Origin of the sequence: Knoellia terrae, from assembly GCF_048606435.1 — a bacterium.
In the GTDB taxonomy this organism is placed as follows: domain Bacteria; phylum Actinomycetota; class Actinomycetes; order Actinomycetales; family Dermatophilaceae; genus Knoellia; species Knoellia terrae.
This window is the reverse complement of the sequence record NZ_JBMBWH010000004.1, coordinates 83239-105783: the sequence shown is the minus strand read 5'-3', so window position 1 is coordinate 105783 and position 22545 is coordinate 83239. Positions and strand designations below refer to the sequence as shown.

Sequence of the window (22545 nt, the reverse complement as noted above, 5' to 3'; positions counted from 1 at the left end):
GCCAAGTAGTGTTCGCCGGATGGGGGGCCCGAGGACGAACTCGCACGCACCGGCGGGCATGCCGTCGTACGCGGACGTCTTGCGGACCAGGGGGTTCGTCCCGGCCTTCCTGGCCCTGAGCATCTCGACCTGGGGCGACTACATCGCCCGGATCGCCGTGGCCCTCGTGGTGCGCGAGCGAACCGGCTCCGACCTCGCCATGGCGGCCACGTTCACGGCCAGCCTCCTGCCGAGCATCCTCGGGCGCAGCCTGCTCAGCCCGCTGGCCGACCGCATCCCCTACAAGCACGTGCTCGTGGGATCCGACCTCGTCCGCGGCATCTTCGTGCTCGCGATCCTGGCAGCCGTCGCGCAGGACAGCCGGGTCTGGCTCCTCCTCGTCCTGCTGTTCGCCCTCGAGCTGTTCGGCGGCCCGGCCGGCGCCTCCGTCCAGATCCTGCTGACGGACCTCTTCGAGGACCGCCGGGCCTTCCTGCGGGCCCGGGGCCTCTTCTCGCTCGCCGAGCAGGTCAACCAGGCCATCGGACTGGCCGTCGGGGGCATCATCGTGACCGCCCTCTCCGCCCACGGTGCGCTCCTCGTCGACCTGGGGACCTTCCTCGTGTCCGCCGCCCTCTTCGCGGTGGCGGTCAAGGCACGCCCGGTGAGCGGCATACCGACTCCGGGGATCGTCGGGTTCTTCCGCGACATCGCCGACGGGGCCCGCTACCTCGCGCGCCACCGCGTGCTCCTCTCGCTCCTCACCCTGAGCCTGTTCGCCATGTGGGGCATCGTCGCGCCGGAGGCCGTCGCGATTCCCTACGTGCTCGGAAACGGCCTGCCGCAGTGGCTCGGCGGGGTGCTCATGGCGGCACCCGTGAGTGGGGCCGTCGCGGGCCTGGTCATGGTCGGGCGTTGGCAGCCCGAGGCCGCCAGCTCGCGCATGATCGCGATGGCACTTCTCATGCCCGTCCCACTGATCGTCTCGGCCCTCGTGCCCCCGTCCACCGGGTGGCTGCCGGTGGTCTGGCTCCTGTGGTTCCTCAGCGGGGTGCTCCAGGCGTTCGTCCTGCCCCTCCAGGCGACCTTCGCCCTCGTGGTCGAACCGGACATGCGTGGCCGCGTGATCGGGCTCGCCGGCGCGGCGTCGATGACGGCGGCGGCCCTGGGCTTCCTGCTGGCCGGCTGGCTCTCCGAGAGCCTCACCCCGCGGGTGGCCGTGGCCGGCTGCGCCGCCCTGAGCCTTGCCGGAGTCGCCCTGCTCGCCGCGACCTGGCCGGCGCGGTCGCTGGACGACGCCGTCGACGTGGCCTTCAACGGAGAGCTGAACGAAGGAGACCGATGAGCGAAGCGACCGGTTGCCCCGAGGCGGCGCCCCCCGCGGCGGCGGGTTCCAGCCGTCTGCGGCTCCCCCTGACCGGGCCGGAGGTCTCCTTCCACCACTTCTTCCCCGATGGACCGATGCCGGTCCCGGCCCGGGAGATCCTGCGTGACCTGCTGCCCGCCAAGGCCGTGAAACGGTGCCCGCCGGTGACGTCCGGCAGCTCGTTCGGGTGGCTGCTGTTCCCGCCGACGTCGTTCGCGGTCCGTTGGGTCAGGGACGGCCTCGAGTTCGCGCTGATGGACGACGACGGCCGGTTCGGCTCCTGGGAGGTCCTCGACTCCGGGCGCCCGGGCCGGCACCCCGGGACGGAGGCAGCCCTGGCAGGTGTCCCGGAGCATCGCCGCGAGGAGCTGCGTGAGGCCATCGGCGACGAAGGTGTCCCCCTCGTCGACCCGAACCCCGCGGACCCACGCGAGTTCCAGATCATCACCGGCGTCACCGTGCGGACGGCACCCGGGTGGGCCTCGCTCGTCCGGCCCATCCCGAACCTGCCGGTGCCGCCGGAGACGCACGACGTCGTCGACGGGCTGGTCGAGACGGCGTGGTACGGCAACGGGCTGCCGGTCATGGTGCGGCTGCGGGTTCGCGACCAGGTCGTCCGCTTCGCGCAGTCGACGCCGGTCGCCGCCATCCAGCCGGTCCCCGTGGCCGCCTTCGCGACGGAGAACGCCCGGGCCACCTCTGGCGTGCCCGGGGTCGGGAGCTGGGGCGACGACGAGTGGGAGCGCTTCGTCACCACGCGTCGCCAGCGACAGGACGCACTGCCGGGGTCCTACCGCCGCGCCATGCACGCCTACCACCGCGAAGCACCCGCCGACCAGGACTGACGGCACGGCTTCCGAGGAAGCCGGCCACGAACGCCGACGGGGCGGCATACCGCATCGGTATGCCGCCCCGTCGTCACGCGTTCATGCGTGCGGGAGTCACTCGTCGCCGGAGGCGTCCCCGGTCTCGGAACGCTGGCCACGGCCACGGCCGCCGCGACGACGGCTGCGCTGACGGCGCTCGCCGCCCTCGGTGGACTCACCGGAGTCGGCCGTCTCCGACGCGTCGTCGCCGCCCTCGGCAGCAGCGTCCGCCACCGGAGCGTCGTCGAGCGTCGGGGCGGGCGTCTCGGCCGGAGCCTCGGTGCCCGCGTCGTCGGACGAGCCGGCGTCACCCTCGGAGGCGGCGTCGCCCTCGGCGATGACGGCCGCGAGCGACAGCTTGCCGCGCGGGTCGACCTCCTTGAGCTCCACCTGGACCTTCTGGCCGACGGCGAGGACGTCGTCGACGTTGTCGATCCGCTTGCCACCGACGAGCTTGCGCACCTCGGAGATGTGGAGCAGACCGTCCTTGCCCGGGAGCAGGGAGATGAACGCACCGAAGGTGGTCGTCTTGACGACGGTCCCCAGGAAGCGCTCGCCGACCTCGGGCATCTGCGGGTTGGCGATCGCGTTGATCGCGGCGCGAGCGGCCTCGGCGGACGGGCCGTCGGTGGCACCGATGTAGATGGTGCCGTCGTCCTCGATCGAGATCTGGGCGCCGGTGTCGTCCTGGATCTGGTTGATCATCTTGCCCTTCGGGCCGATGACCTCACCGATCTTGTCGACGGGGACCTGCACCGAGATGACGCGAGGAGCGAAGGGGCTCATCTCGTCGGGGGCGTCGATGGCCTCGTTCATGACGTCGAGGATGTGGAGGCGGGCCTCACGAGCCTGGGTCAGCGCACCACCGAGCACGTCGGCCGGGATGCCGTCGAGCTTGGTGTCGAGCTGGATGGCCGTGACGAACTCGCGGGTTCCGGCGACCTTGAAGTCCATGTCGCCGAACGCGTCCTCGGCGCCGAGGATGTCGGTCAGCGCGGCGTACTGCGTCTGACCGTCGACCTCGGCGGTGACGAGGCCCATCGCGATGCCCGCGACCGGGGCGCGCAGCGGCACACCGGCGTTGAGGAGCGACAGGGTGGACGCGCAGACCGAGCCCATCGACGTCGAGCCGTTGGAGCTGAGCGCTTCGGAGACCTGGCGGATCGCGTAGGGGAACTCCTCACGCGTCGGCAGCACCGGCATGAGCGCGCGCTCGGCGAGCGCCCCGTGACCGATCTCGCGACGCTTCGGCGAACCGACGCGGCCCGTCTCACCGGTGGAGAACGGCGGGAAGTTGTAGTTGTGCATGTAGCGCTTGCGCGTCACCGGCGACAGCGTGTCGAGCTGCTGCTCCATGCGGAGCATGTTGAGGGTCGTGACACCCATGATCTGGGTCTCGCCACGCTCGAAGATGGCCGAGCCGTGCACGCGCGGCAGGACCTCGACCTCGGCGCTCAGCGCGCGGATGTCGGCGAGCCCACGACCGTCGATACGGACCTTGTCGGTGATGATGCGCTGGCGGATCAGCTTCTTCTGGACGGCGCGATAGGCCGCGGAGACGTCCTTGGACTGGTCGGCGTACTCGCCCTCGACGTCCTCGCCGTCGCCCACGAGCGCGAGGTGCAGCTCGGACTTGATCTCGTCGAGACGGTCCTCGCGCTCCTGCTTGCCGGCGATCTGGAGGGCGGCAGCGGTCTGCTCGGAGACCTTGGCCTCGACCGCGGCGTACAGCTCGTCGCTGTAGTCGAGGAAGAGGGGGAACTCCTGGATGGGCTTCGCGGCCTCGGCGGCCAGCGACGCCTGCGCCTCGCACAGGGTGCGGATGAAGCCCTTGGCGGCCTCGAGACCCGCGGCGACGACGTCCTCGGTCGGAGCGGTCTTGCCCTCGCTCTTGACGAGGTCCCACGTGAACTCGGTGGACTCCGCCTCGACCATCATGATCGCGACGTCCTCACCGGCGACACGGCCGGCGACGACCATGTCGAAGGTCGAGCGCTCGATGTCCGAGAAGTTCGGGAAGGCGACCCACTGGTCGTCGATGAGCGAGACGCGGACGGCACCGATCGGACCCGAGAACGGCAGGCCGGAGATCTGGGTGGAGGCCGACGCGGCGTTGATGGCGAGGACGTCGTACTGGACGTCCGGGTTGAGCGCGAGCACCGAGATGACGACCTGGACCTCGTTGCGCAGGCCCTTGGTGAAGGTCGGGCGCAGGGGGCGGTCGATGAGGCGACAGGTGAGGATCGCGTCGGTGGAGGGGCGACCCTCACGACGGAAGAACGAGCCGGGGATCTTGCCCGCGGCATACATGCGCTCTTCGACGTCGACGGTCAGGGGGAAGAAGTCGAACCCCTCGCGCGGGTGCTTCCCGGCGGTGGTGGTGGAGAGGAGCATCGTGTCCTCGTCCAGGTAGGCGCTCACGGCGCCTCCGGCCTGCTTGGCCAGGCGTCCGGTCTCGAACCGGACCGTGCGGGTGCCGAACGAGCCGTTGTCGATGGTGGCTTCGGCGAACGTGATCTCAGGACCCTCCATGGGTCCTCCTTTTCTTGAGTGTCAGACCGTGCATCGTCGTTGTGCACGGGTTCTCGTGATGGTCGTGCTGGGACTGCGTCCTGCTATGGAGTTGTTCTGCACATCCGAAAGAGCGGCCCTCCACAAAGGAGAGCCGCTCCGACGGAAATCGGGGGGTCAGCGACGCAGACCGAGGCGCTTGATCAGCGAGCGGTAGCGCTCGATGTCGATGTCCTCCAGGTAGCGCAGGAGGCGGCGACGGCGGCCGACGAGGAGCAGCAGACCACGACGGCTGTGGTGGTCGTGCTTGTGCTGACGGGAGTGCTCGGTGAGGTCGAGGATGCGCTGGGTGAGGAGCGCGATCTGGACCTCGGGGGACCCGGAGTCGCCCTCGGTCGTGGCGTACTCGGACATGATCTTCTGCTTGACGTCTGCGGCCAAAGGCATGGTCGAGGAGACTCCTTCTGTGCTGGTTGCGCGGCGCTCCCGGGCTGGTTCACCGAGGCTCTCTGGATCCGCGGCCGATTCTCACGGCGTGGCAAGGCTACCAGCGGGCGGGGAGGCGCCCTAATTCCCCAAGGCTGGGTGCCCCGCTCAACGCCGGGAGGATCGTCAGGAGCGCTTCGTCGATCTCGTCCGCGCACCGGGCAGCGGCGGCCGCGCCGCGCCGGTACGGGTCGGCGAGGTCCCCGTTGAGGCCGTCGGGACGGGCGACGGACAGGGCGGCGTCGAGAGCCGCCAGGCCTGCGTGCGCCGCGGGCGCCCGGCGCAGCGCGTCGGCGAGCTGGCGGAGGCCGAAGACCTTGCCGGCATGCTCGGGCCACTGCTCGAAGATGCGCATCCGATGGGCGAACTCGACGGTGACGACGACGTCGGCCTCCTCGAGGACCTCCGCGGAGACCGACCGGCTCACGTGACCGCCCGCGTCCCCTCCGCGGGCGACGAGCTCGGCGACCATCGCGGGATCCATCCCCCGCCCGGGGAACCCCGGCACGCCGGCACTCGACAGGACCACCCCCGTCGCGTGGGTGCCGAGCAGGTGCTGCCCACGGCGCTCGGCGTACGGGGAGCGCGAGATGTTGGCCGTGCAGACGAAGAGCACCCGGAGGGGGTGCGGGAGATCCGTCGTCCGAGTTCTCACCGGCTCAGGCTATCCACGCGATGGGGCTCGAGGAGGTGAACCGCTGGATAGGGTGACCACAGTCCGGCGCTCAGCGCGAGCGTGGACTTCGACGCGGGAGGGGAACTCGTGAGCGACCTGCTCCTGCTGCACGGTCTCGGCGCCGTCGTCGAGGTCCGCTGCGAGGGGGCCGCCGGTCCGGTGCTGGCCTCGGCCCTGCGGTCCGCGTGGTCTCGCTGCCGGACGCCGGCCGGCACGTCGGCTCAGCCGCGGCCCGCGACGCCGGTGGTGGCACGCCTGGACCATCCTGACTTCCTCATACGAGAGCTCATGCTGACGACTCGGAGCGTGACGCGAGCACTGATCACGGCCAGGGCCGGCGACCTGCTCATGTTTCACGCGGGAGCCGTGAGCGACCCGGGCACGGGTCGAAGCCTCGTCTACGTCGCCGCGGGAGGGACGGGGAAGACCACCATGAGCCGTCTCCTCGGCCAACGGCTGGGCTACCTCACCGACGAGACCGTGGGCATCGACCCTGCGGGCGGCATCCTGCCGTACCCCAAGCCACTCTCGGTGCGGCGCGTGGGTGAGCCCGACCTCAAGGACGAGGTGTCCCCCGACGCATTGGGTCTCTTGGCGGCGCCGGCGAATCCAACCGTTGCACGCGTGGTGCTCCTCGACCGACGGGCCGAGGTCGATCAGGACGATCTCTCGGAGGTCGGGTTCATGGACGCCGTCGTCGCCCTCGTCGCGCAGTCTTCCTCCGTGGGCGAGGTTCCGCACCCGCTCCAGCGCTTGGCCGACCTCATCGACACGACAGGACCGGTGCTCCGCCTGAGGTACAGCGAGGCCGCCTCCGCCGAGAAGGCGCTGGTCGCACTCCTCGAGGACGCGTCGTGAGGGTGCGACGCCGCCCGGCCACCGACGCGCTCACCCGAGACGGGGAGACCGTGCTCCTCTTCGCGTCGAAGGTCGTGCGGCTGAGCGCCATGGGCGCAGCGATCTACGACATTGCCCAGGAGCCGGTCACCGTAGAGGCGCTCGTCGACGAGCTCGAGCTCAGATTTGGCACCCCGACCGATCAGTCAGTCGGCGACATCACGCAGAGGGCTGTCTCTGACCTCTTGCGCCTTGGCGTTCTCTACCGCCACGTGTGACATCTCGATCGGGGAGAGGCCACGGCAGTGGCACCCGGTGAACACCTCCGGACCTTGGTCACGGTTTGATGCAGGTACCCAGGGGCTCTTCGAGCGTCTCGCAGTCTGCCGGCGCATCCACGATGACGAAGTTGGGATTGTCCGCAGCAAGGGCAGCCGCTTGGGTTTCGCCGTAGTAGAGACGAAGGTTGCGGGAGCTGTTCGTGCTGTTGAACTGAACCGTCCCGCTGCACCCGCCGACCGGAACCTCGATCACCAGACCAGGGGCAAGCTCCGGATGGGCACCGGTGTTCGCACGGACGCTGACGTAGAGGACTCCGTCGCCACCGCCATCCGGACAGATGACTCCGTCGTTGCAGACGCTGACGAAGTAGTCTTTCGCGTTCTGCCCCTCGCCCGTGCAACGGCAGCTGTCCGGTGAGAAGTCGAGCGTCGGGACGCAGCCACTGACGGCCTGCGCCTGGGCCGACGCCGATCCCATCACGGCGACGACCGGAACGCTCCATGCGGTGCCCTTGGTGATCGTCCGGCGCGAAATTCGCCGGTCCTCACGCTGTTCGGTCATTGGAACTTCCCCTTGGTTCGGCCTTCCGGATTCGAGGCAAACCTAGCAGCGGGGGGTATTCGCCGTGAGCGATCATGACAATTCGCAAAAAGTGATTCATCAACGCTCCATCAAGTGCGAAAGGGCCACCTTTTCCTAGTCACCGTGGATGGACAGCAGGTCTTCGTCGACAAGGTGCCCGAGGAAGTTCGCCACGTCTCGCGCCACCTCGTGGCGAGCCTTCCCCACGGCCCGGCCGACACCCGCGGCCACGTCCCTCTCGCCCGAGGCCGCCAGGATCCAGATGGCTGCGGCGGCGTCATCGAGAACGACCGGGGGGCCGTCGGGAAGGGACATGAGGAACACCCGCGGCGCGTCCGTGTCGTCGGCAATGACGAAGGCGAGTCGCGCCGGCACCGAGTACGTCGTCACCGATGCACGCCCCGAGCCACCTTCGCCAGCTCCTTGGCGCTGCGGCGAGCGCTGTCGACGTAGGCGGCGGCCACCTCCCGGGGGGTTGGCGGTCGGCCCAGGCTCGCCTCCATCCGGTGCCGGTTCGGCACGACCAGCCGGACGGCCACCCGGAGCGCAGATCGTCTGGTCGGTGCCGCCCTCACCCGGGCAACCCAGAGCCGCGACCGGGACCGGTCCCCGCTGGACAGCACCTTCCACAGCTCGTAGCCAGGGGCGCCCACGAAGTCGTCGAGACGACCGGTGCCGGACGCGAGCGCCACCTGGGCCCCCACGTCGTCCGCGAGCGCCAGGACGGCGGCGCGCTCGTCGTCCGTCGCGGCGTCCCACGACCGGGTGATGTCGCCCTCACCCAGGCGACCGGCTCGAGCGGCGTGGATGACGAGCACGAGTCGCTGCGCCGCCACGGAGGGCACGGCACACGGCATACCGGCAAGGTCGGTGACGTGACGCTCGGACCACAGCCTGTCGAACGCCGACCCCGCGTCGGCGTCGATGCCGGGGAAGCGCCGATGCACGTCGACGGGGGCAAGGAAGGGGTGCACCAAGGTCGAGGCGTGCTCGAACGCCGACCCGTCCTCGAACCGGTAACGGGTGCTCCAGCCGTGCTCGTGCATCGCCGAGATCAGGCGGTCGACGTGCGCCGGTCTCACGAGCACGTCCGCGTCGACGCTCGGCCGCTCGCCGTCGAGGAGCACCTCGTCGACGGCCGGACCCTTGATGTGGAGCACGTCGACGTCGTGGTCGTCCGCGAGCACCTGAAGTGCCGCGTGGGCGAAGCGAACACCCACGGAACGGGGCATCCTCACGGCATCCACGCGGCAACCCTACCGAGCGGCAGCCGGCTGCGAGGGCCGATGGTAGCGTGCCGAGATCAGGCTCACGAGGGCTCGCCACCGGATCGACATGGGGGACATGCACGTGAAGGTCGTGGTGACCGGCGGAGCCGGCTTCATCGGCTCCAACCTCGGTCGCGAGCTGCTCTCGCGGCCCGAGGTCGACGAGGTCGTCGCCCTCGACGACCTGTCCACCGGGTCACGCTCCAACCTGGACGGCACGCAGGTCCGGCTCGTCGAGGCGAGCATCCTCGACCGTGACGCCCTGGACGCCGCCTGCGAGGGCGCCGGCGCCATCGTGCACCTCGGCGCACTGCCGTCGGTCCCCCGATCTGTCCTCGACCCGGTCGCCTCCCACCACGCGAACGCGACGGGGACGCTCGAGGTGCTGCAGGCAGCGCGACGGGCCGGCGGCCCCCACGTCATCGTCGCCTCGTCGTCCTCGGTCTACGGCGCCAACCGTGAGCTGCCCAAGCGCGAGGCCATGCGCACCGCGCCCATCTCGCCGTATGCCGTGAGCAAGCAGGCGACCGAGGCCTACGCGATGTCCTTCGGGCACACCTACGGCCTCCCGGTCCTGGCGTTCCGGTTCTTCAACGTCTACGGCCCGCTCCAGGCGGCAGGCCACGCGTACGCCGCGGTGCTCCCCGCCTTCATCGACGCCGCCCTGCGGGGCGTCCCCCTCACGATCCATGGTGACGGGGAGCAGACCCGCGACTTCACCTACGTGGGCACGGTGAGCCGCGTCATCACCGATGCCGTGACGCGGACCGTGACCGACCTCGAGCCGGTGAACCTCGCGTTCGGCAGCCGCACCTCCCTCAACGTCGTCGTCGACGAGCTGGCCGACATCCTCGGACAGCGTCCCGCGGTCGAGCACGTCGACCCCCGCGCCGGTGACGTGCGGGACTCGCAGGCCGACAACTCGCGGCTGCGTGGACACTTCCCCGATGTCACACCCATCACGCTGCGCGAAGGGCTCCAGGCGACGGTGGACTGGTTCAGGACCCTGCCGGCCTACGCCTCATAGCGTTTGTGGTGCGTCGGCCTGCCGTCGGGGACTGGGCCGCATGGCTCCCCCTCCTCGTGGGAAGCGTCGTCCTGCCGGCGTGGGCACTTCTCGGCTCGGGAAACCGTCCGGGGCTGGCGCTGGACAGCCCCTACGTCGTCGCACCGCTGTCGGTGGTGGTGGGCGCCGTGCTGGGGGCGACGCTCCTGTCGCGGTGGCGGGCTGAGGACGTGTCGGCGACCCTCACGGGGGGCGTCGCAGCACTGGCCCTGGCGTCCTTCGTCAGTCCGGGTGCCGGTGGCGGAGCCCTGGGGTACGCGAACGCCAATGCCGCTCTGGCGATCCAGGTCATGGCGGTGGCCGGGCTCGCGCGGCTGAGCGCGCCACACGGCGAGGCTCGATGGCTTCTGCGAGGTGCCGTGGTCCTCTGCTTCGCGGTGGTGCTGGTCAACCAGTCTCGCGTCGGCATGGTCGTGGGCGCCGTCGTGCTGACGGTGTCGGTGGCTGCCCGGCCGGCGCGACGCCGGGCCGGGATGTGGGCGGCGGTGGCAGCAGCGCTCGCGGGCGCGGTGAGTGCAGCCTTCGTCCTCGCCTCGGCATCGGGCCGGACCCGGTCCAGCGGACTGCCCTTCCCCGACGCGGTGAGGGCCGACCTGTGGCGTGGCTCCATGGTGCTGTGGCGTGACCAGCCGTGGCAGGGCAACGGCCCCGGAGCCGTGGCCCGCGCGGTCCCAGCGGCCGCCGACCCAGACCTGGCCTCGTCCCACTCGGTCCTCCTGCAGGTGGGTGCCGAGACAGGTGTCGTGGGGGTCGCCGCGCTGGCCCTCGTCGCGATGGGAGGGCTCGTGCTCGCCTGCCGAGGCTGGGGGGGCGGCCATGCCGTCGTCGGCGTGGTCGCGTGGGCCGCACTGATGACGCACGCCCTCGTGGACCACCTCGTCGAGTTCGCACCGGTGGTGCTCACGGCCGGCCTCGTCATCGGGTGGGTGAGCTCTCAGAGGAGCTCGACGTCCCCCATGGTCAGCACCCAGGAGCTCGGTGGCGGCGGGCCGCTCCCGAGCGCCCGGGCCATGAGCACCGGCCCCTGGCCCGGCACGGGCAGCAGGCCTGCCGAGGGACCGGCCCGCAGGCCGATGGCGTAGTCCGCACCCGTGCTGCGGACGACACGGGCCACGAGCGCGGCCCCGGTCCTGCGGTCCGGGGTGAGCTGCTCGACGATGACGACCTCCGTCGCGGCGCCGCGACGTCGGAGCCGGAAGACCACCCCACCTTCGGCAGGGTCGGCCGGGGAGGCCAGGAGCACCCGGTAGGCCAGCGGGCCGAACGCCGTGCGCCACGCGAGGTACTCCGGCGTGCGGGTCGTCCGGAACCCCCGGGCGGGAGCGTGCTGGAGGAGGTGCTCGGCGAACGACGGGTCGGCGAACGCCTCACGCGCGTCGACACCGACCGTCGTCGGCCGGGACCAGAGCTCGGCGGGGACGCGCGACGTCAGCATCGTCCGCAGGGACCTCGGCCCCGAGGGCAGCACCCCGACGAGTAGGCGACCGACCTGCTGCCACCCCATCTTGAGGTAGCCGGGTCCGCTCTGGGTGTTGGGGGTGTTGAAGATGATGCCCTCGTCGGCCCGGGTGAGCTCGGACACCGCGTGCAGAGTGAGGCGTCGGAAGATGCCCAGCCCCTGGAACTCGGGATGGGTGGCGGTGTCGACGGCCCGGAAGGCGGAGACCGGCTTCCCGGTGTCGTCGGTGAACCTCCATCGCAGCAGGGTGCGGTAGCCGACCACCGCTCCGTCATGGGTGGCCACCCACTCGGGCGAGGGCCCGACCGGGTTTGCCCGGTGCTTCCACGCGAAGAAGTCCTCGTTGGGGTCGCCGTCCTGCCAGCCGAGGGTCTGACGGAAGAGCCCGAGCACCGCCGCGTGGTCGGAAGGCTCGGCGCGACGGATCTCGATCCGGTCGCCGCGTCCACCCATCTCAGACTCCTCGCTCGGTCAGCCAGCTCTGCAGCACCAGGGCGGTCCACAGCCGGTAGTCGTGGTTTCGCTCGCCGCGGTCGTGCTCGGCGAGGGCGACTCCGATCGGCTCCGGCCGGAGCACGCCACCGCGGGCCAGGGCGGCTGGGCTCAGCAGATCGTGCGACCACTCGTGCAGCGGCCCTCGGAGCCAGTCAGCCAACGGGGGGTCGAAGCCCACCTTCGGGCGGTCCCACAGCTCGGCCGGAACGTACCTGCCGAGAATCTCGCGGAGCAGCCACTTCCCGCGACCGTTGCGCACCTTGGTCCGCACCGGGAGCCTCCAGCTCAGCTCGACGAAACGGTGGTCGAGAAAGGGGACGCGCACCTCCAGCCCGACCGCCATGCTCGCACGGTCGACTTTCACCAGCATGTCGTCAGGAAGGGTGAGGACCTGGTCCGCCCACAGCATCGATTCCAGCGGTGACAGGCCGGGAGGTGGAACCGGTCGTCCCCAGGGGCGCGCGGGGTGGTCGGCCATGACCTCCTGGGGTTGCCAGACCCTGGCGAGCATCGCGTGAGCCCCGGGCACGTCAGCGCTGCCGAGGACGTGACCCAGCTTGTGCAGCTTGGTGCCCAGCTCCGGGACGGGTCGGGGCGCACGCGCCCCCACCCGGTCCCACGAACGCACCGAGGGGCGGCGCAGGGCCGAGGCGCCGAGGCGCCGCACCGGACGCGGGAGGGACAGGAGCCTCCCGACCGGGCCGTGGCCGACGAGGTAGCGGTTGTAGCCACCGAGCAGCTCGTCGGCGCCGTCACCGCTCAGGGCCACGGTGACGTGCTCGCGAGCGGCGGCGGACAGCAGTGCCGTCGGGATGGAGGAGGGGTCGGCGAAGGGTTCGTCGTGCATGGCGATCGCCCGGGCGGACATCACGAGGGGGTCGAGGTCGGGCAGCTGCAGCGTCGTGTGCTCCGTGCCGAGGTGGTGCGCCACGGCCGCTGCCGCGGACGACTCGTCGCCCGTCCCCCCCACCGCCACGGTGTACGTCCTCACGGGGTGCGCGCTCACCTGCTGGGCGAGCGCCGCGATCGTCGACGAGTCGACGCCGCCCGACAGGAAGGCACCCACGGGAACGTCTGCCATGAGCCGCGCGCGGATGGATCGGCGCAGCATGGCGTCGGCTCGCTCGACGAGGGCGTCGTCGTCCTCGTCGAGCCGACGGGCACCGGCGTCCCGGACGGCCGAGTTCAGCGTCCAGTACGGCTCGGGGTGCCCCACGGCCTGACCGGCGCGCACGCGCAGGACCGACCCCGCGGGGAGCTTGCCGACTCCGGGAAGGATGGACAAGGGGGCGGGGACGAAGCCGAGCTCCAGGTAGGCGCCCACCGCCTCCATCGAGGGAGCCGCCGGCGCCCGGGGCAGCCGGCGGAGGGCGGTGAGCTCCGACGAGAACGCGAACTGCCGTCCGACGTTCCCGTAGTAGAGCGGCTTCTCCCCCAGGCGGTCGCGGGCGAGGGTGAGGACGCGGTCGGCGCGGTCCCACAGGGCGAGCGCGAACATGCCGTCCACCGACCTGAGCGCCTCGACCACGCCCCGGCTGGCGACCAGCTCGAGCAGCACCTCCGTGTCGGAGTGGCCACGCAGCACCCGGCCAGAAGCGACCAGGGACTCTCGATGGTCCCGGTGGTCGTAGATCTCACCGTTGAGCACGAGCACCCACCGGCCGTCCGCGGAGACCATCGGCTGGTGCCCCATCGGGCTGAGGTCCACGATGGCCAGCCGGCGGTGGGCCAGGGCGATGCCGGCGTCCGCGTCGACCCACTCCCCGCGGTCGTCCGGCCCTCGATGGGCCACGGACCGTGACATCTCCTCGAGGTCGTCGAGGAGAGCGCGGTCGCCCGGCGACAGCAGACCCACGAGCCCGCACAAACCGGTGCCTTCCGCCGAGCCGACTGACCTGTCGACGTGAGCCTACGATCTTTCGCCCCGCCCGAAGGCAGAATGGGCCGGTGCCCACGCCCCGCTCCGGTCCGCCCGTCCGCGTGCTCTGGGTCATCAAGGGACTGGGACAGGGGGGTGCCGAACAGCTGCTCGTCTCCTCCGCCAGGGTGGCCGACCACACCCGCTTCGCCTACTCGGCGGCCTACGTCCGGCGCGACAAGAGCCGTCTGGCCCCGCTCCTGGAGCGGGAAGGGGTTCTCGTCACCGCGTTGGCCGCGCCGGGCGTGGCCGGGGCGCTGTGGCCGTGGCGCCTGCGCCGGCTGCTGTCCGGGGTCGACGTCGCGCACGCGCACTCTCCCCTCGTCGCCGCGGTCGTCCGCCTCCTCGCGCGCACGCTGCCCCGTGGGCGCCGACCAGCGACCGTGTCCACCGAGCACAACGTGTGGCAGAACTACTCCGCACCCACTCGCCTGGCCAACGCCCTCACCGCCGGGCTCGACACCTGGCGCTGGGCCGTCTCGGGGCCCGTCCGGCAGTCGATGTGGCCCCGCCTGCGGCCGGGCGCGGAGGTCCTGGTCCACGGTGTCGTCCAGTCCGACCTCACCGACCCGCCGTCGCGGACCGCGGTCCGCGAACGCCTCGGCGTCCCCCCGGACGCGCTGGTGGTGCTGACCGTGGCCAACCTTCGCGCCGAGAAGGACTACCCGAACCTGTTGGAGGCGGCCGACATCGCCACTCGCCAGGACCACCGACTCGTCTTCCTCGCGGTGGGCCAGGGACCGCTCGAGCAGCAGGTACGTGCCCAGCACGACCGGCTCGGCCTCGCTGACCGGGTCCAGCTTCTCGGCTACCGGTCCGACGTCTCCGAGCTGCTCGGTGCCACGGACATCTTCGTCCTCGCCTCCTCCACGGAAGGGTTGCCCGTGGCCATCATGGAGGCGATGTGCGCGGGCGTCCCGGTGGTTGCCACGGCGGTCGGAGGTGTCCCGGAGGCCGTGGAGGACGGTGTGACCGGTCGGCTCGTACCGTCGCGCAACGCCCCGGCTCTGGCCCGGGCGCTGCTCGACGTCGCCGCCGACGACCGGCTCCGGCAGCAGATGGGCGAGCGCGCCCGGCAGAGATCAGCGGCGTTCGACATCCGTCGCACCGTCGGGCGGCTCGAGAACGTCTACGAGCTGGTAGCCCGTCCCCGCGTGCTGCGGCGGACGTAGGCACCGCGCCTTGACGCGAGCGCCTTGGCAACGCGTACCACCCGTTCGTAACTGCGCTCCGCAACCAGGTCGCCCACGAGCTTCGCGGCGAAGAACTCGTCCGGGTCGGTACGCCTCACAGGAACCCGTCTGAGCTGGTGGCGGTCGGTGGAGGGGTGGTTGCGCCCGACGCTGCCGGTCGACGCACTCCGGAACCTGGAGCGCAGCGCGGGCTCCATCCGCGGTACGGCGACGCCCCAGGGATAGGTGAAGCTCGTCGGTGTGACGCCCAGGTGCTGCCCGATCGCCCGGGTGCAGTCGTCGAGCTCATCGGCGGTGAGGACCTCCGGCCGCACGTGCCTGTGCGTGTGGTTCCCGACCGTGCACAGGCCCGAGGCCACCATCTCGGCCAGCTGTGCCCAGGTCATTCCTCGTCCGGGTGTCCCTCCCGCGGTCGACCCCTCCCAGACCATCACCCGGCCGACGTAGTCGCTGGCGAGGTAGACCGTGAACGGCAGGCGGAGCTCCCTCAGCAGCGGCCAGGCGTGCTCGTAGACGTCCTCGAAACCGTCGTCGAACGTCAGGACGAACGAGGGCGACGAGTCGCCCGCGTCCAGTCGGTCGAGAGCAGCGTCCAGCGAGACCACGTCGTGGCCCTCGAGCATGCGCAGGTGGCGGGCGAAGGTGCGGGCGTCGACGTCGAGCTCGTCCGCCGTGCCCCCACCGACCCGGTGGTAGATGAGGAGCGTGGCGCCGACGGCCGGGGTGGGGCGCTGGTAGCGAGCCAACGCCTTCTTGACGGCGGCGCGGGCAGGGGTCGACGACACGGACAGGCGCGTCATGCTCTCACCGACCTCGTGGTGGAAGCAGTGCCCGTGCGTCGCGCCGCGGACCTACCGGATCCGCCGGCTCGTCCTCCTCGGGCAGGGGCAGCGCCAGCAGGATGAGGATGAACGGAAGCATGAGCACCCGCTGGCGAGCCAGGATCCCGAAGTTGCTGAACCCGGCGAACGCCACGACGAAGGCGACCGAGTACACGAGGGCGAAGGTCAGGTAGGCGTTCGACCGCAGCAGGGGGACGAGGCGACGCAGGCGCGCGCGGGAGCGGAACGCGAGAACGATGAGGAAGACCCCTTCGAAGCTCTGCAGGAGCATCTGGGGGTTCACTGCCTCCCACGGGAACGGGCGCGCGAGGACGGTGACGAGGGCGACGAGGAGGTCCAGCGGTGCGCCGATCGTCGTGGCCTCGAACTCGGACCCACCCTGTGTCGTCCTTCCGGACGCCATGTCGATACCGTCCGAGATGGCCACGAAGCTCAGGTCGTCGATGCCGAGCATCTCGGCCGAGGCGTTCGCGAGCACGAGCGCGACCACGGCCATGACGGCCACTCCCCCGAGCTTCGCCAGCACGTCCGTGGCATGGCGGCGGGTGGGACGCAGGAGCTGGGCGACGAACAGCCCGGTGAAAAGCAGGACCGACAGGTGTGGACGGATCAGTGCCGTGCCCACCGCCCCTGCGCCGAGGAGGGCGAAGGCTCCGGATCGGTGGGTGAACAGGCGGGCAGCCCCCAGGGCCGTGGCGCCGGTGAACAGGAGCAGCCACGCCTCCTTCCCCATGCTCGAGGGCCAGTAGAGGATGGAGGGAAGGAAGAACACCAGCAGGGCGTACCTGCGGTGGTTCCCTGTGGGGAACGCCACGACGAACGCGCGGTAGAGCAGGAACGCCCCCCAGAAGGCCAGCGAGCTGTAGACCGCGAACCCGACCACGGGACTCGGTCCCGTCACGGCGTACAGGGCGGTGGTCAGCCGCTCCATGTTCTGGGTTCCTGCCCCCAGCGACATCTCCCAGTCGATGTCGCCGCGGCGCCACAGGAGGTAGTGGTCGGACGCGTAGGCGTTGTAGCGCTCGGCGTCGGAGGCGCGGTCGTAGACGATGTAGGCGACGAGGTACCGGGCCACGCTTCCGAGCATCTTGGCGGCGAGGGCCGCCAGCATGACGGTGTGCAGCCACCGGGTGGCCTCGTGCCGGGTGCAAGCCCGGATGAGGACGAGGTTGAGCAGGATGACGACGGGGAGGACCAGCAGACTGCCCCAGGCGTTGTACTCGTTGGTGGTGATGGCCCACGTCAGCAGGGCGCCGTAGCCGGCGCCCAGCGCGCCACCCAGCGTGATCGCCCACAGTGGGCTCGAGCCGAGGCTCACCGCTGAGCGGCTCGCCGAGTCCGGCGGGTGACGCTGTCCTCCGAGCCGGAGGCCTCTCCCCGGTTCTCGTCCTGGCCGTAGCCGTACCCGTACCCGGCCGAGCGACGCCGCGGCACCCCGACGAGGGCCACCCCGGTCACCGGAACCTGGAACCGCCTCAGGAGCTCTGCCACCCGCTGGGCCGCCGACTCGGTGAGCCGGCCACTGCGCACCACGACGAGGACGGTGTCCACCATCGGCAGGATGTCGAAGACGTCACTGGCGTCCAGCAGGGGAGCACTGTCGACGATGAGGACGTCACACAGGTGGCGCGCCTCGGCGATCAGGGTTCCCATGCGGCTCACGAGCGCCGTGGGGTTCGCGAGGCTGGTGCCCGCGGTGATGATGCCGACGTTGGGGATGCTTGTCGGGCGGACCAGTGCCTCGAGGGACGTGCCCATCGGGTCGAGGAGGTAGTCGGAGATGCCCGCACCTTGTGGCACGTCGAAGCGCACGTGGGTGTCCGGCGACCGGAGGTCGCCGTCCAGGACGAGCACCCGCTTCCCTGCCTCGACGAAGCTGGCGGCGAGGTTGACCACCGTCGTGGTCTTTCCCTCGGTGGCGTGACCGGAGGTGACGAGAACCGCCGAGGCGGCCGGGCCACGCCCGGGGACGCCGGGCTGGGGTTCGGCCCGCGTGGCCTCGCTCTGCGCCAGGGAGTACATCACTGCCGCCCGCGCGGCGCGGTACGCATCGGCGTACGGGCTCAGCGGTTCCGAGGTGACGATGACCTCGTGAGGGCTACGTTTGGAGCGGTTCAACCGCGGGACCTCCGCGATGATCGGCAGTCCCATGGCGGCATACACCTCGTCGCGAGTCCGCAGGCGCGAGTCGAACTGGTGGAGCACCAGCGCCAGGGCGAAGCCGAGGAGGAGGCCGACAAGTCCGCCGAGCACCGTCCTGGCCCAACGGCCCGGCGGCAGCACGTAGGAGGGTCCTTCACCGTCGGCGATGGGCGTCGCCTGCTGGAGGATCGCGAGCTTCGCCCCTCCGCTCCCGGGCCGGTCCCTTCCGAAGAACGCCACGCTCTCCGCGGCGAAGGCGTTCACCACGGTCGCGACCCTCGTCGCCTCCGTGCCGGTCGAGGAGATCTCGAGGGCGAGGGCCGCCTCGTCCTCGATCACCTTGATCTGGGAGGCCAGCACGGCAGGGTCACCTGCGTAGTCGAGACGCTGGGCTGCGCGGACCGGCACCTCACCCGTCTTGACGTAGAGGGCGATCCGTCCGAGCGACACCTGCGGGACCGGCTCGTCGCCGATCTGAGGAGGCGAGGACACGAGCAGGGTCGCCGTGGCGCTGTACGACTCGGGCTTGGGCTCGGGAGGCGTCGCCGGTGTCAGCAGCCACACGACGACCGCGGCCATGAGGGCGCACGCCACGATGACCGGCCACTTGCGCCGCACCACGGCGGCGTAGTCACGCAAAGTCACTCGAACCCTCCACAACTGTTCACGTCCCCCGGGGTGCCGTGTGGGCCTCCGAGCCGCGGTGACCGTCAGACTACCGGAGCCCTTCCTGCGCCGAAGGGCGTTTGCCGTGAGCGCTGGTCAATGCACCGGAACACGCGAGAAAATCCTTCGCGTGCTGGACAATCGTGAATCGTGAGACGGCGAGGGGTGGATGAGCACCGCAGGGCGGGGGGGCTGAGGATCGGTCACCTGACCACGGTCGACATGAGCCTCGCCCTCCTGCTCGCCACGGAGCTCGAGGTGGACGTCGCCGCAGGGCACACGGTCTTCGGTGTCAGTGCCACGGGCCCCTACGTCGAACGAGTGCGACGGCTGGGTGTCACCCACGTCCCCGTGCGCTCGCTCACGCGGAGCTGGAACCTGCCGACCGACGTTCGCGCCTTCGTCGAGCTCCTCCGCACGATTCGTGGGCTGGATCTCGACGTCCTGCACACGCACAACCCGAAGACCGGGGTCATGGGGCGGATCGTCGGACGGGTGACCGGAGTTCCGGTCGTCGTCAACACCTGCCACGGCCTCTGGGCCCGCCCGTCCGACGCGTGGCGGCGGCGTGCGTTCGTCTACGCCCTTGAGGGCCTCGCGTGTCGGTTCTCGGACTACGAGCTGTTCCAGAACGCCGAGGACGAGCGCACCCTCCGACCTGCGCTGCGCGCCGGCCGCAGCAGGGTCGTCGGCAACGGCGTGGACCTTGACCGCTTCCGGCCCGATCCCGACGCAGGGGCTCGGGTTCGTGCCGAGCTCGGAGTCGGACCGGACGAGCTGCTCGTCGGTGCCGTCGGCAGGCGGGTCACCGAGAAGGGTCTCGTCGAGTTCCTCCACGTGGCCCGGCGGCTGCGCGGCCGGGCCCGTTTCGTGTGGGTCGGCCCCGAGGAGGGTCCGTCCCCCGTGGCCGGGGCCGACGACGGGTCGGTGACGTTCCTCGGAGAGCGCAGTGACATGACGGCGCTCTACTCGGCCATGGACGTCTTCGTCCTTCCCAGCCACCGCGAGGGCTTCTCCCGCGCGGGGATGGAGGCCGCCGCGTGCGGTCTGCCCATGGTCCTCACCGACATCCGTGGCTGCCGCGAGCTCGGCGAGCACGACACTCACCTGCTCCTCGTGCCCCCCGGGGACGCGGAGGCACTCGGGGAAACGGTCGCCCGACTGCTTGCCGACGCGGGGGTCCGGTCCCGTCTCGGCAGGGCGGCGAGAGTCACCGCCCTCGAGCGCTTCGACCAGCGCGACGTCGCCGCGGCCTCACTCAGCACCTATGCCGAGGTCGCGCGCGAGAAGGGTCTGCCGTGGACGAGAACCGCCGTGTGACCGTCCTGCACGTTCTCCCGGAGGACTCGCACCGAGGAGCCCAAACGTATGCCGGCCGGCTGCGGGACTGCCTCGCTGGACACCGAGCGCAGAACCACCTGGTGGCCTCGCTGTTCGAGGCGCCGACAGCAGCCCTCCGGGCGGACATCGTGCTCGGAGTCCGCTCCGGCCGTTCACGGCAACGGGGACTGGACCTGAGCGCTGCCCGCACGCTCTCACGGGCGCTCCGTCGTCACCAGGTCGACATCGTGGTCGCGCACGGTGGGGAGGCACTCAAGTACGCCGTCGTGGCGGGACGGGGGACGCCGGTCATCTACTACAAGCTCGGGCTGTCGACGGCGGAGCTGTCGCGGAGGTCCCGCACCCTTCTGTACCGGTTCCTCGTTCGCGGCGTCGTGCGCGGCGTCGCGGTGTCCACGCCGATCCGCGACCAGCTCCACGGCCTCGGGATGCCCACCGACCGACTGCGCCTGATTCCCAACGGCCGCGACCCGCAGACCTACCGACCCGGGCCGCACGGGACGAAGGCACAGCCACCCCTCGTGCTGTTCGTCGGGCAGCTGGAGGTGGGGAAGCGCCCGGACGTCTTCCTCGACGTCGTGTCGCGCCTGCGCAGCGACGGGCTGTCGTTCACCGCGATGATCGTCGGTGACGGCCCCCTCCGCTCACACCTCGAGGGTCGCGCGACACAGCTGGGGGTGGACATGCTCGGCACCCGCGACGACGTGCCGGACCTCCTGCGCTCAGCCACCGTTCTGGTCCTGACCAGCGCTCCGGGGACCGAGGGCATGCCGGGAGTGCTGGTCGAAGCCGGCCTCACCGGAATACCGGTGGTCACCACGCCCGCCGCTGGCTGCCGGGACATCGTCGTGGACGGAACCACCGGGTTTGTCGTGGAGACCGATCGCATCGACCACTGCGCCGCCGCGGTCCGACAGGTCTGCGACGACCCCGAAGCGGCGGCCCGCATGGGCAGGAAGGCACGCGAGCACTGCCTCGTCGGCTTCACGGTGGACCACAGCGCCCAGCTGTGGACAGAGCTGGTCGACGAGCTCGCGGCAGCGCGTGCACGTGCCTGACGACGACGTCTCGGCCGAGGTCCCCGTGCTCATGGATCTCGGCGATCGGGCACGGGCGGGCGCCCGGCTGACGTTCGTCACGCAGGCGGCGATGCAGCTGGGAAGCATCCTCGCGACGGTCGCCATGGCTCGGCTCCTGACGCCGATGGAGTTCGGGCTCGTGGCGGCGGTGCAGACGGTCATGGGTGTGGGTGCCTTCGCCAGCGCAGCAGCGCTGACGACGTCATTGGTGACCAGACGCGGTGACGTGGCGCGGCTGGCCTCGACCTACTTCTGGGCCCTCGCGGGAATCGGGTCAGCGATCGCGGCGCTCGTGGCGCTCGGCGCAGAGCCGCTCATGCAGTTGTTCGGCCTGCCCGAGGCCCGATGGCTGCTGGTGGTCCTGGTGGTGTCGCTGCCGCTGACCCTCGTCGTGCAGATCCCCCAGGCTCTGTTGCAGCGTGACCTCGACTTCCGGCGCCTGACCATCGCGACTGTTGTGCCTGCGCTGGTGTTCTTCGTCTGTGAGGTGGCCCTGGCGGCTTCCGGCTTCGGACCGTGGGCCGTCGTCTGGGGTCAGGTCCTCAGCGCCGTCGTCGGCCTCGGCCTCACGCTGGTTCTGGCCCGCTGGCTCCCGGGCGGTGGCATGGCGTTCGGGAAGCTGCGCGAGGACTTGGGCCTCGTGGGCGGTGTCTCGCTGAGCAGCGTCTTCGCCTACCTCTACAAGAACGTCGACTACTGGGGCGTGGGCCGCGGGCTGGGCGCGGACTCGCTGGGCAGGTACTACATCGCCTACGTCCTTCCCAACATCCTGCGCGTGCGACTGAGCGGCATCTTCCGTGTGGTCCTCCTCCCGGTACTCGCCAAGGCTCCTGACGCCGAGACGAGGCGCGCGCACTGGCGCCGGGCCCTTCTGGTCACGTTCTTCGTCGGCGCACCGACTCTCGCCGGCATCGCGGCCATCGGCCGACCGCTCGTCGAGATCTTCTTCGGGGACCAGTGGAACGGAGTGGTCCGTCCGATGCAGATTCTCATGCTGGGGTCCGTCGTCGACATCGTCGTCAACGCGGTGGGCACCATTGCCGTGTCGGAGAGGAAGGTCGCTCGCCACACGACGCTCCTCGGTGTCCGTGTCGTGCTCACCCTTGTCGGGGTGCTCCTCGCCCTGCTCCTCGCCCCCACGCTGACCGGCATGGCGTGCGCAGTCACGGCAGCAGCGCTGGCCTCCCTCGTCGTCCAGCACGTCATCGTCTCGCGCCCCCTCGCTCTCAGCCTTCGACCGATCGCCGCCGATCTGCTCCTGGTGGTGGTCATGACGACGGCCATGGGTCTCGTGGCTGCTGTGGTCACACACGAGCTCCAGGGCAGCCACGCCGTGCTGCAGATCGCTGCTGCCGTTCCCGCCGGGATCGTGACCTACCTGGGTACCGGTGTGGTCCTGTCGAGGTCGCGCACGACCATGTTGGTCCGAGAGTGCCGGCTCCTGGTGGGGCGATGAGGGCCCCGACCCCCTTCACCGTCACGCCCCGTCGG

General features: G+C 70.9%; 20 protein-coding genes and 1 pseudogene. 10 read left to right on the top strand and 11 right to left on the bottom strand.

The window, feature by feature from the left end; translation table 11 throughout:
* Positions 1-19: 19 nt before the first annotated feature.
* Positions 20-1324, top strand: a complete 1305-nt coding sequence (locus ACOJV9_RS07465; RefSeq protein WP_420184567.1) for an MFS transporter — start codon at positions 20-22, stop codon at positions 1322-1324.
* Positions 1321-2190, top strand: a complete 870-nt coding sequence (locus ACOJV9_RS07460) for a hypothetical protein (protein ID WP_420184566.1) — start codon at positions 1321-1323, stop codon at positions 2188-2190. The genes ACOJV9_RS07465 and ACOJV9_RS07460 overlap by 4 nt, the downstream gene beginning before the upstream one ends.
* 96 nt (positions 2191-2286) lie before the next feature.
* Here the strand turns inward: ACOJV9_RS07460 and ACOJV9_RS07455 are convergent, their stop codons facing one another.
* The 3 genes from ACOJV9_RS07455 to ACOJV9_RS07445 all read right to left on the bottom strand — a co-directional run bounded on the left by ACOJV9_RS07455 (position 2287) and on the right by ACOJV9_RS07445 (position 5863).
* The gene (locus ACOJV9_RS07455; RefSeq protein WP_420184565.1) at positions 2287-4743 is read right to left on the bottom strand and encodes a polyribonucleotide nucleotidyltransferase; all 2457 of its coding nucleotides are present in this window, start codon (positions 4741-4743) and stop codon (positions 2287-2289) included.
* A gap of 156 nt (positions 4744-4899) precedes the next feature.
* Positions 4900-5169 (bottom strand): 30S ribosomal protein S15, encoded by a 270-nt coding sequence (rpsO, locus tag ACOJV9_RS07450; protein ID WP_420184564.1) that lies wholly within the window; start codon positions 5167-5169, stop codon positions 4900-4902.
* A 97-nt stretch (positions 5170-5266) separates the two neighbouring features.
* Positions 5267-5863, bottom strand: coding sequence for an arsenate reductase/protein-tyrosine-phosphatase family protein (locus tag ACOJV9_RS07445; RefSeq protein WP_420184563.1), 597 nt, complete (start codon positions 5861-5863; stop codon positions 5267-5269).
* Between the two features lie 108 nt (positions 5864-5971).
* Here ACOJV9_RS07445 and ACOJV9_RS07440 point away from each other — a divergent pair, with 108 nt between their 5' ends.
* Positions 5972-6742 carry a hypothetical protein gene (locus ACOJV9_RS07440; protein ID WP_420184562.1) on the top strand — a complete coding sequence of 257 codons (771 nt, stop codon included), beginning with the start codon at positions 5972-5974 and terminating at the stop codon, positions 6740-6742.
* Complete coding sequence (locus ACOJV9_RS07435) at positions 6739-6999, top strand: PqqD family peptide modification chaperone (protein WP_420184561.1); 261 nt, start codon at positions 6739-6741, stop codon at positions 6997-6999. The genes ACOJV9_RS07440 and ACOJV9_RS07435 overlap by 4 nt, the downstream gene beginning before the upstream one ends.
* A 58-nt stretch (positions 7000-7057) precedes the next feature.
* Here ACOJV9_RS07435 and ACOJV9_RS07430 read toward each other — a convergent pair whose 3' ends face one another.
* The 3 genes from ACOJV9_RS07430 to ACOJV9_RS07420 form a co-directional block, all read right to left on the bottom strand.
* A complete protein-coding gene (locus ACOJV9_RS07430) occupies positions 7058-7564 on the bottom strand; it encodes a hypothetical protein (RefSeq protein WP_420184560.1) in 507 nt (168 codons plus the stop codon).
* Positions 7565-7699: 135 nt separating this feature from the next.
* Positions 7700-7975 (bottom strand): PqqD family peptide modification chaperone, encoded by a 276-nt coding sequence (locus tag ACOJV9_RS07425; RefSeq protein WP_420184559.1) that lies wholly within the window; start codon positions 7973-7975, stop codon positions 7700-7702.
* Positions 7972-8805, bottom strand: a complete 834-nt coding sequence (locus ACOJV9_RS07420; RefSeq protein ID WP_420184558.1) for a nucleotidyltransferase family protein — start codon at positions 8803-8805, stop codon at positions 7972-7974. Before ACOJV9_RS07420 ends, ACOJV9_RS07425 begins: the two co-directional genes overlap by 4 nt.
* Before the next feature lie 130 nt (positions 8806-8935).
* Here ACOJV9_RS07420 and ACOJV9_RS07415 point away from each other — a divergent pair, with 130 nt between their 5' ends.
* Together ACOJV9_RS07415 and ACOJV9_RS07410 are read left to right on the top strand one after the other, a co-directional pair.
* Positions 8936-9880, top strand: a complete 945-nt coding sequence (locus ACOJV9_RS07415; RefSeq protein WP_420184557.1) for an NAD-dependent epimerase/dehydratase family protein — start codon at positions 8936-8938, stop codon at positions 9878-9880.
* A gap of 329 nt (positions 9881-10209) precedes the next feature.
* Positions 10210-10668: pseudogene (locus tag ACOJV9_RS07410) on the top strand (O-antigen ligase family protein); the annotation flags it as partial.
* Between the two features lie 185 nt (positions 10669-10853).
* Here the strand turns inward: ACOJV9_RS07410 and ACOJV9_RS07405 are convergent.
* The gene (locus ACOJV9_RS07405; protein WP_420184556.1) at positions 10854-11831 is read right to left on the bottom strand and encodes a GNAT family N-acetyltransferase; all 978 of its coding nucleotides are present in this window, start codon (positions 11829-11831) and stop codon (positions 10854-10856) included.
* 1 nt (position 11832) lies between these two features.
* A complete protein-coding gene (asnB, locus tag ACOJV9_RS07400) occupies positions 11833-13740 on the bottom strand; it encodes an asparagine synthase (glutamine-hydrolyzing) (protein WP_420184555.1) in 1908 nt (635 codons plus the stop codon).
* A gap of 80 nt (positions 13741-13820) precedes the next feature.
* Here asnB and ACOJV9_RS07395 point away from each other — a divergent pair, with 80 nt between their 5' ends.
* The gene (locus tag ACOJV9_RS07395; protein WP_420184554.1) at positions 13821-14963 is read left to right on the top strand and encodes a glycosyltransferase; all 1143 of its coding nucleotides are present in this window, start codon (positions 13821-13823) and stop codon (positions 14961-14963) included.
* Here ACOJV9_RS07395 and ACOJV9_RS07390 read toward each other — a convergent pair.
* From ACOJV9_RS07390 to ACOJV9_RS07380, 3 genes are read right to left on the bottom strand one after another with little or no spacing between them, the layout of a single operon-like run.
* A complete protein-coding gene (locus ACOJV9_RS07390; protein WP_420184553.1) occupies positions 14921-15784 on the bottom strand; it encodes a polysaccharide deacetylase family protein in 864 nt (287 codons plus the stop codon). The genes ACOJV9_RS07395 and ACOJV9_RS07390 overlap by 43 nt on opposite strands.
* Before the next feature lie 4 nt (positions 15785-15788).
* A complete protein-coding gene (locus ACOJV9_RS07385; RefSeq protein WP_420184552.1) occupies positions 15789-17144 on the bottom strand; it encodes a hypothetical protein in 1356 nt (451 codons plus the stop codon).
* A complete protein-coding gene (locus ACOJV9_RS07380; RefSeq protein ID WP_420184551.1) occupies positions 17141-18613 on the bottom strand; it encodes an AAA family ATPase in 1473 nt (490 codons plus the stop codon). Before ACOJV9_RS07380 ends, ACOJV9_RS07385 begins: the two co-directional genes overlap by 4 nt.
* 243 nt (positions 18614-18856) lie before the next feature.
* Here ACOJV9_RS07380 and ACOJV9_RS07375 point away from each other — a divergent pair, with 243 nt between their 5' ends.
* Genes ACOJV9_RS07375 through ACOJV9_RS07365 form a run of 3 tightly spaced genes read left to right on the top strand, consistent with a single transcriptional unit; the run spans position 18857 to position 22510 of the window.
* Positions 18857-19954, top strand: coding sequence for a glycosyltransferase family 4 protein (locus ACOJV9_RS07375; RefSeq protein WP_420184550.1), 1098 nt, complete (start codon positions 18857-18859; stop codon positions 19952-19954).
* Positions 19933-21033 carry a glycosyltransferase family 4 protein gene (locus tag ACOJV9_RS07370; RefSeq protein ID WP_420184549.1) on the top strand — a complete coding sequence of 367 codons (1101 nt, stop codon included), beginning with the start codon at positions 19933-19935 and terminating at the stop codon, positions 21031-21033. The genes ACOJV9_RS07375 and ACOJV9_RS07370 overlap by 22 nt, the downstream gene beginning before the upstream one ends.
* Entirely contained in the window at positions 21026-22510 is a 1485-nt protein-coding gene (locus ACOJV9_RS07365; protein WP_420184548.1) for an oligosaccharide flippase family protein, read from the top strand. The genes ACOJV9_RS07370 and ACOJV9_RS07365 overlap by 8 nt, the downstream gene beginning before the upstream one ends.
* Positions 22511-22545 lie beyond the last annotated feature (35 nt).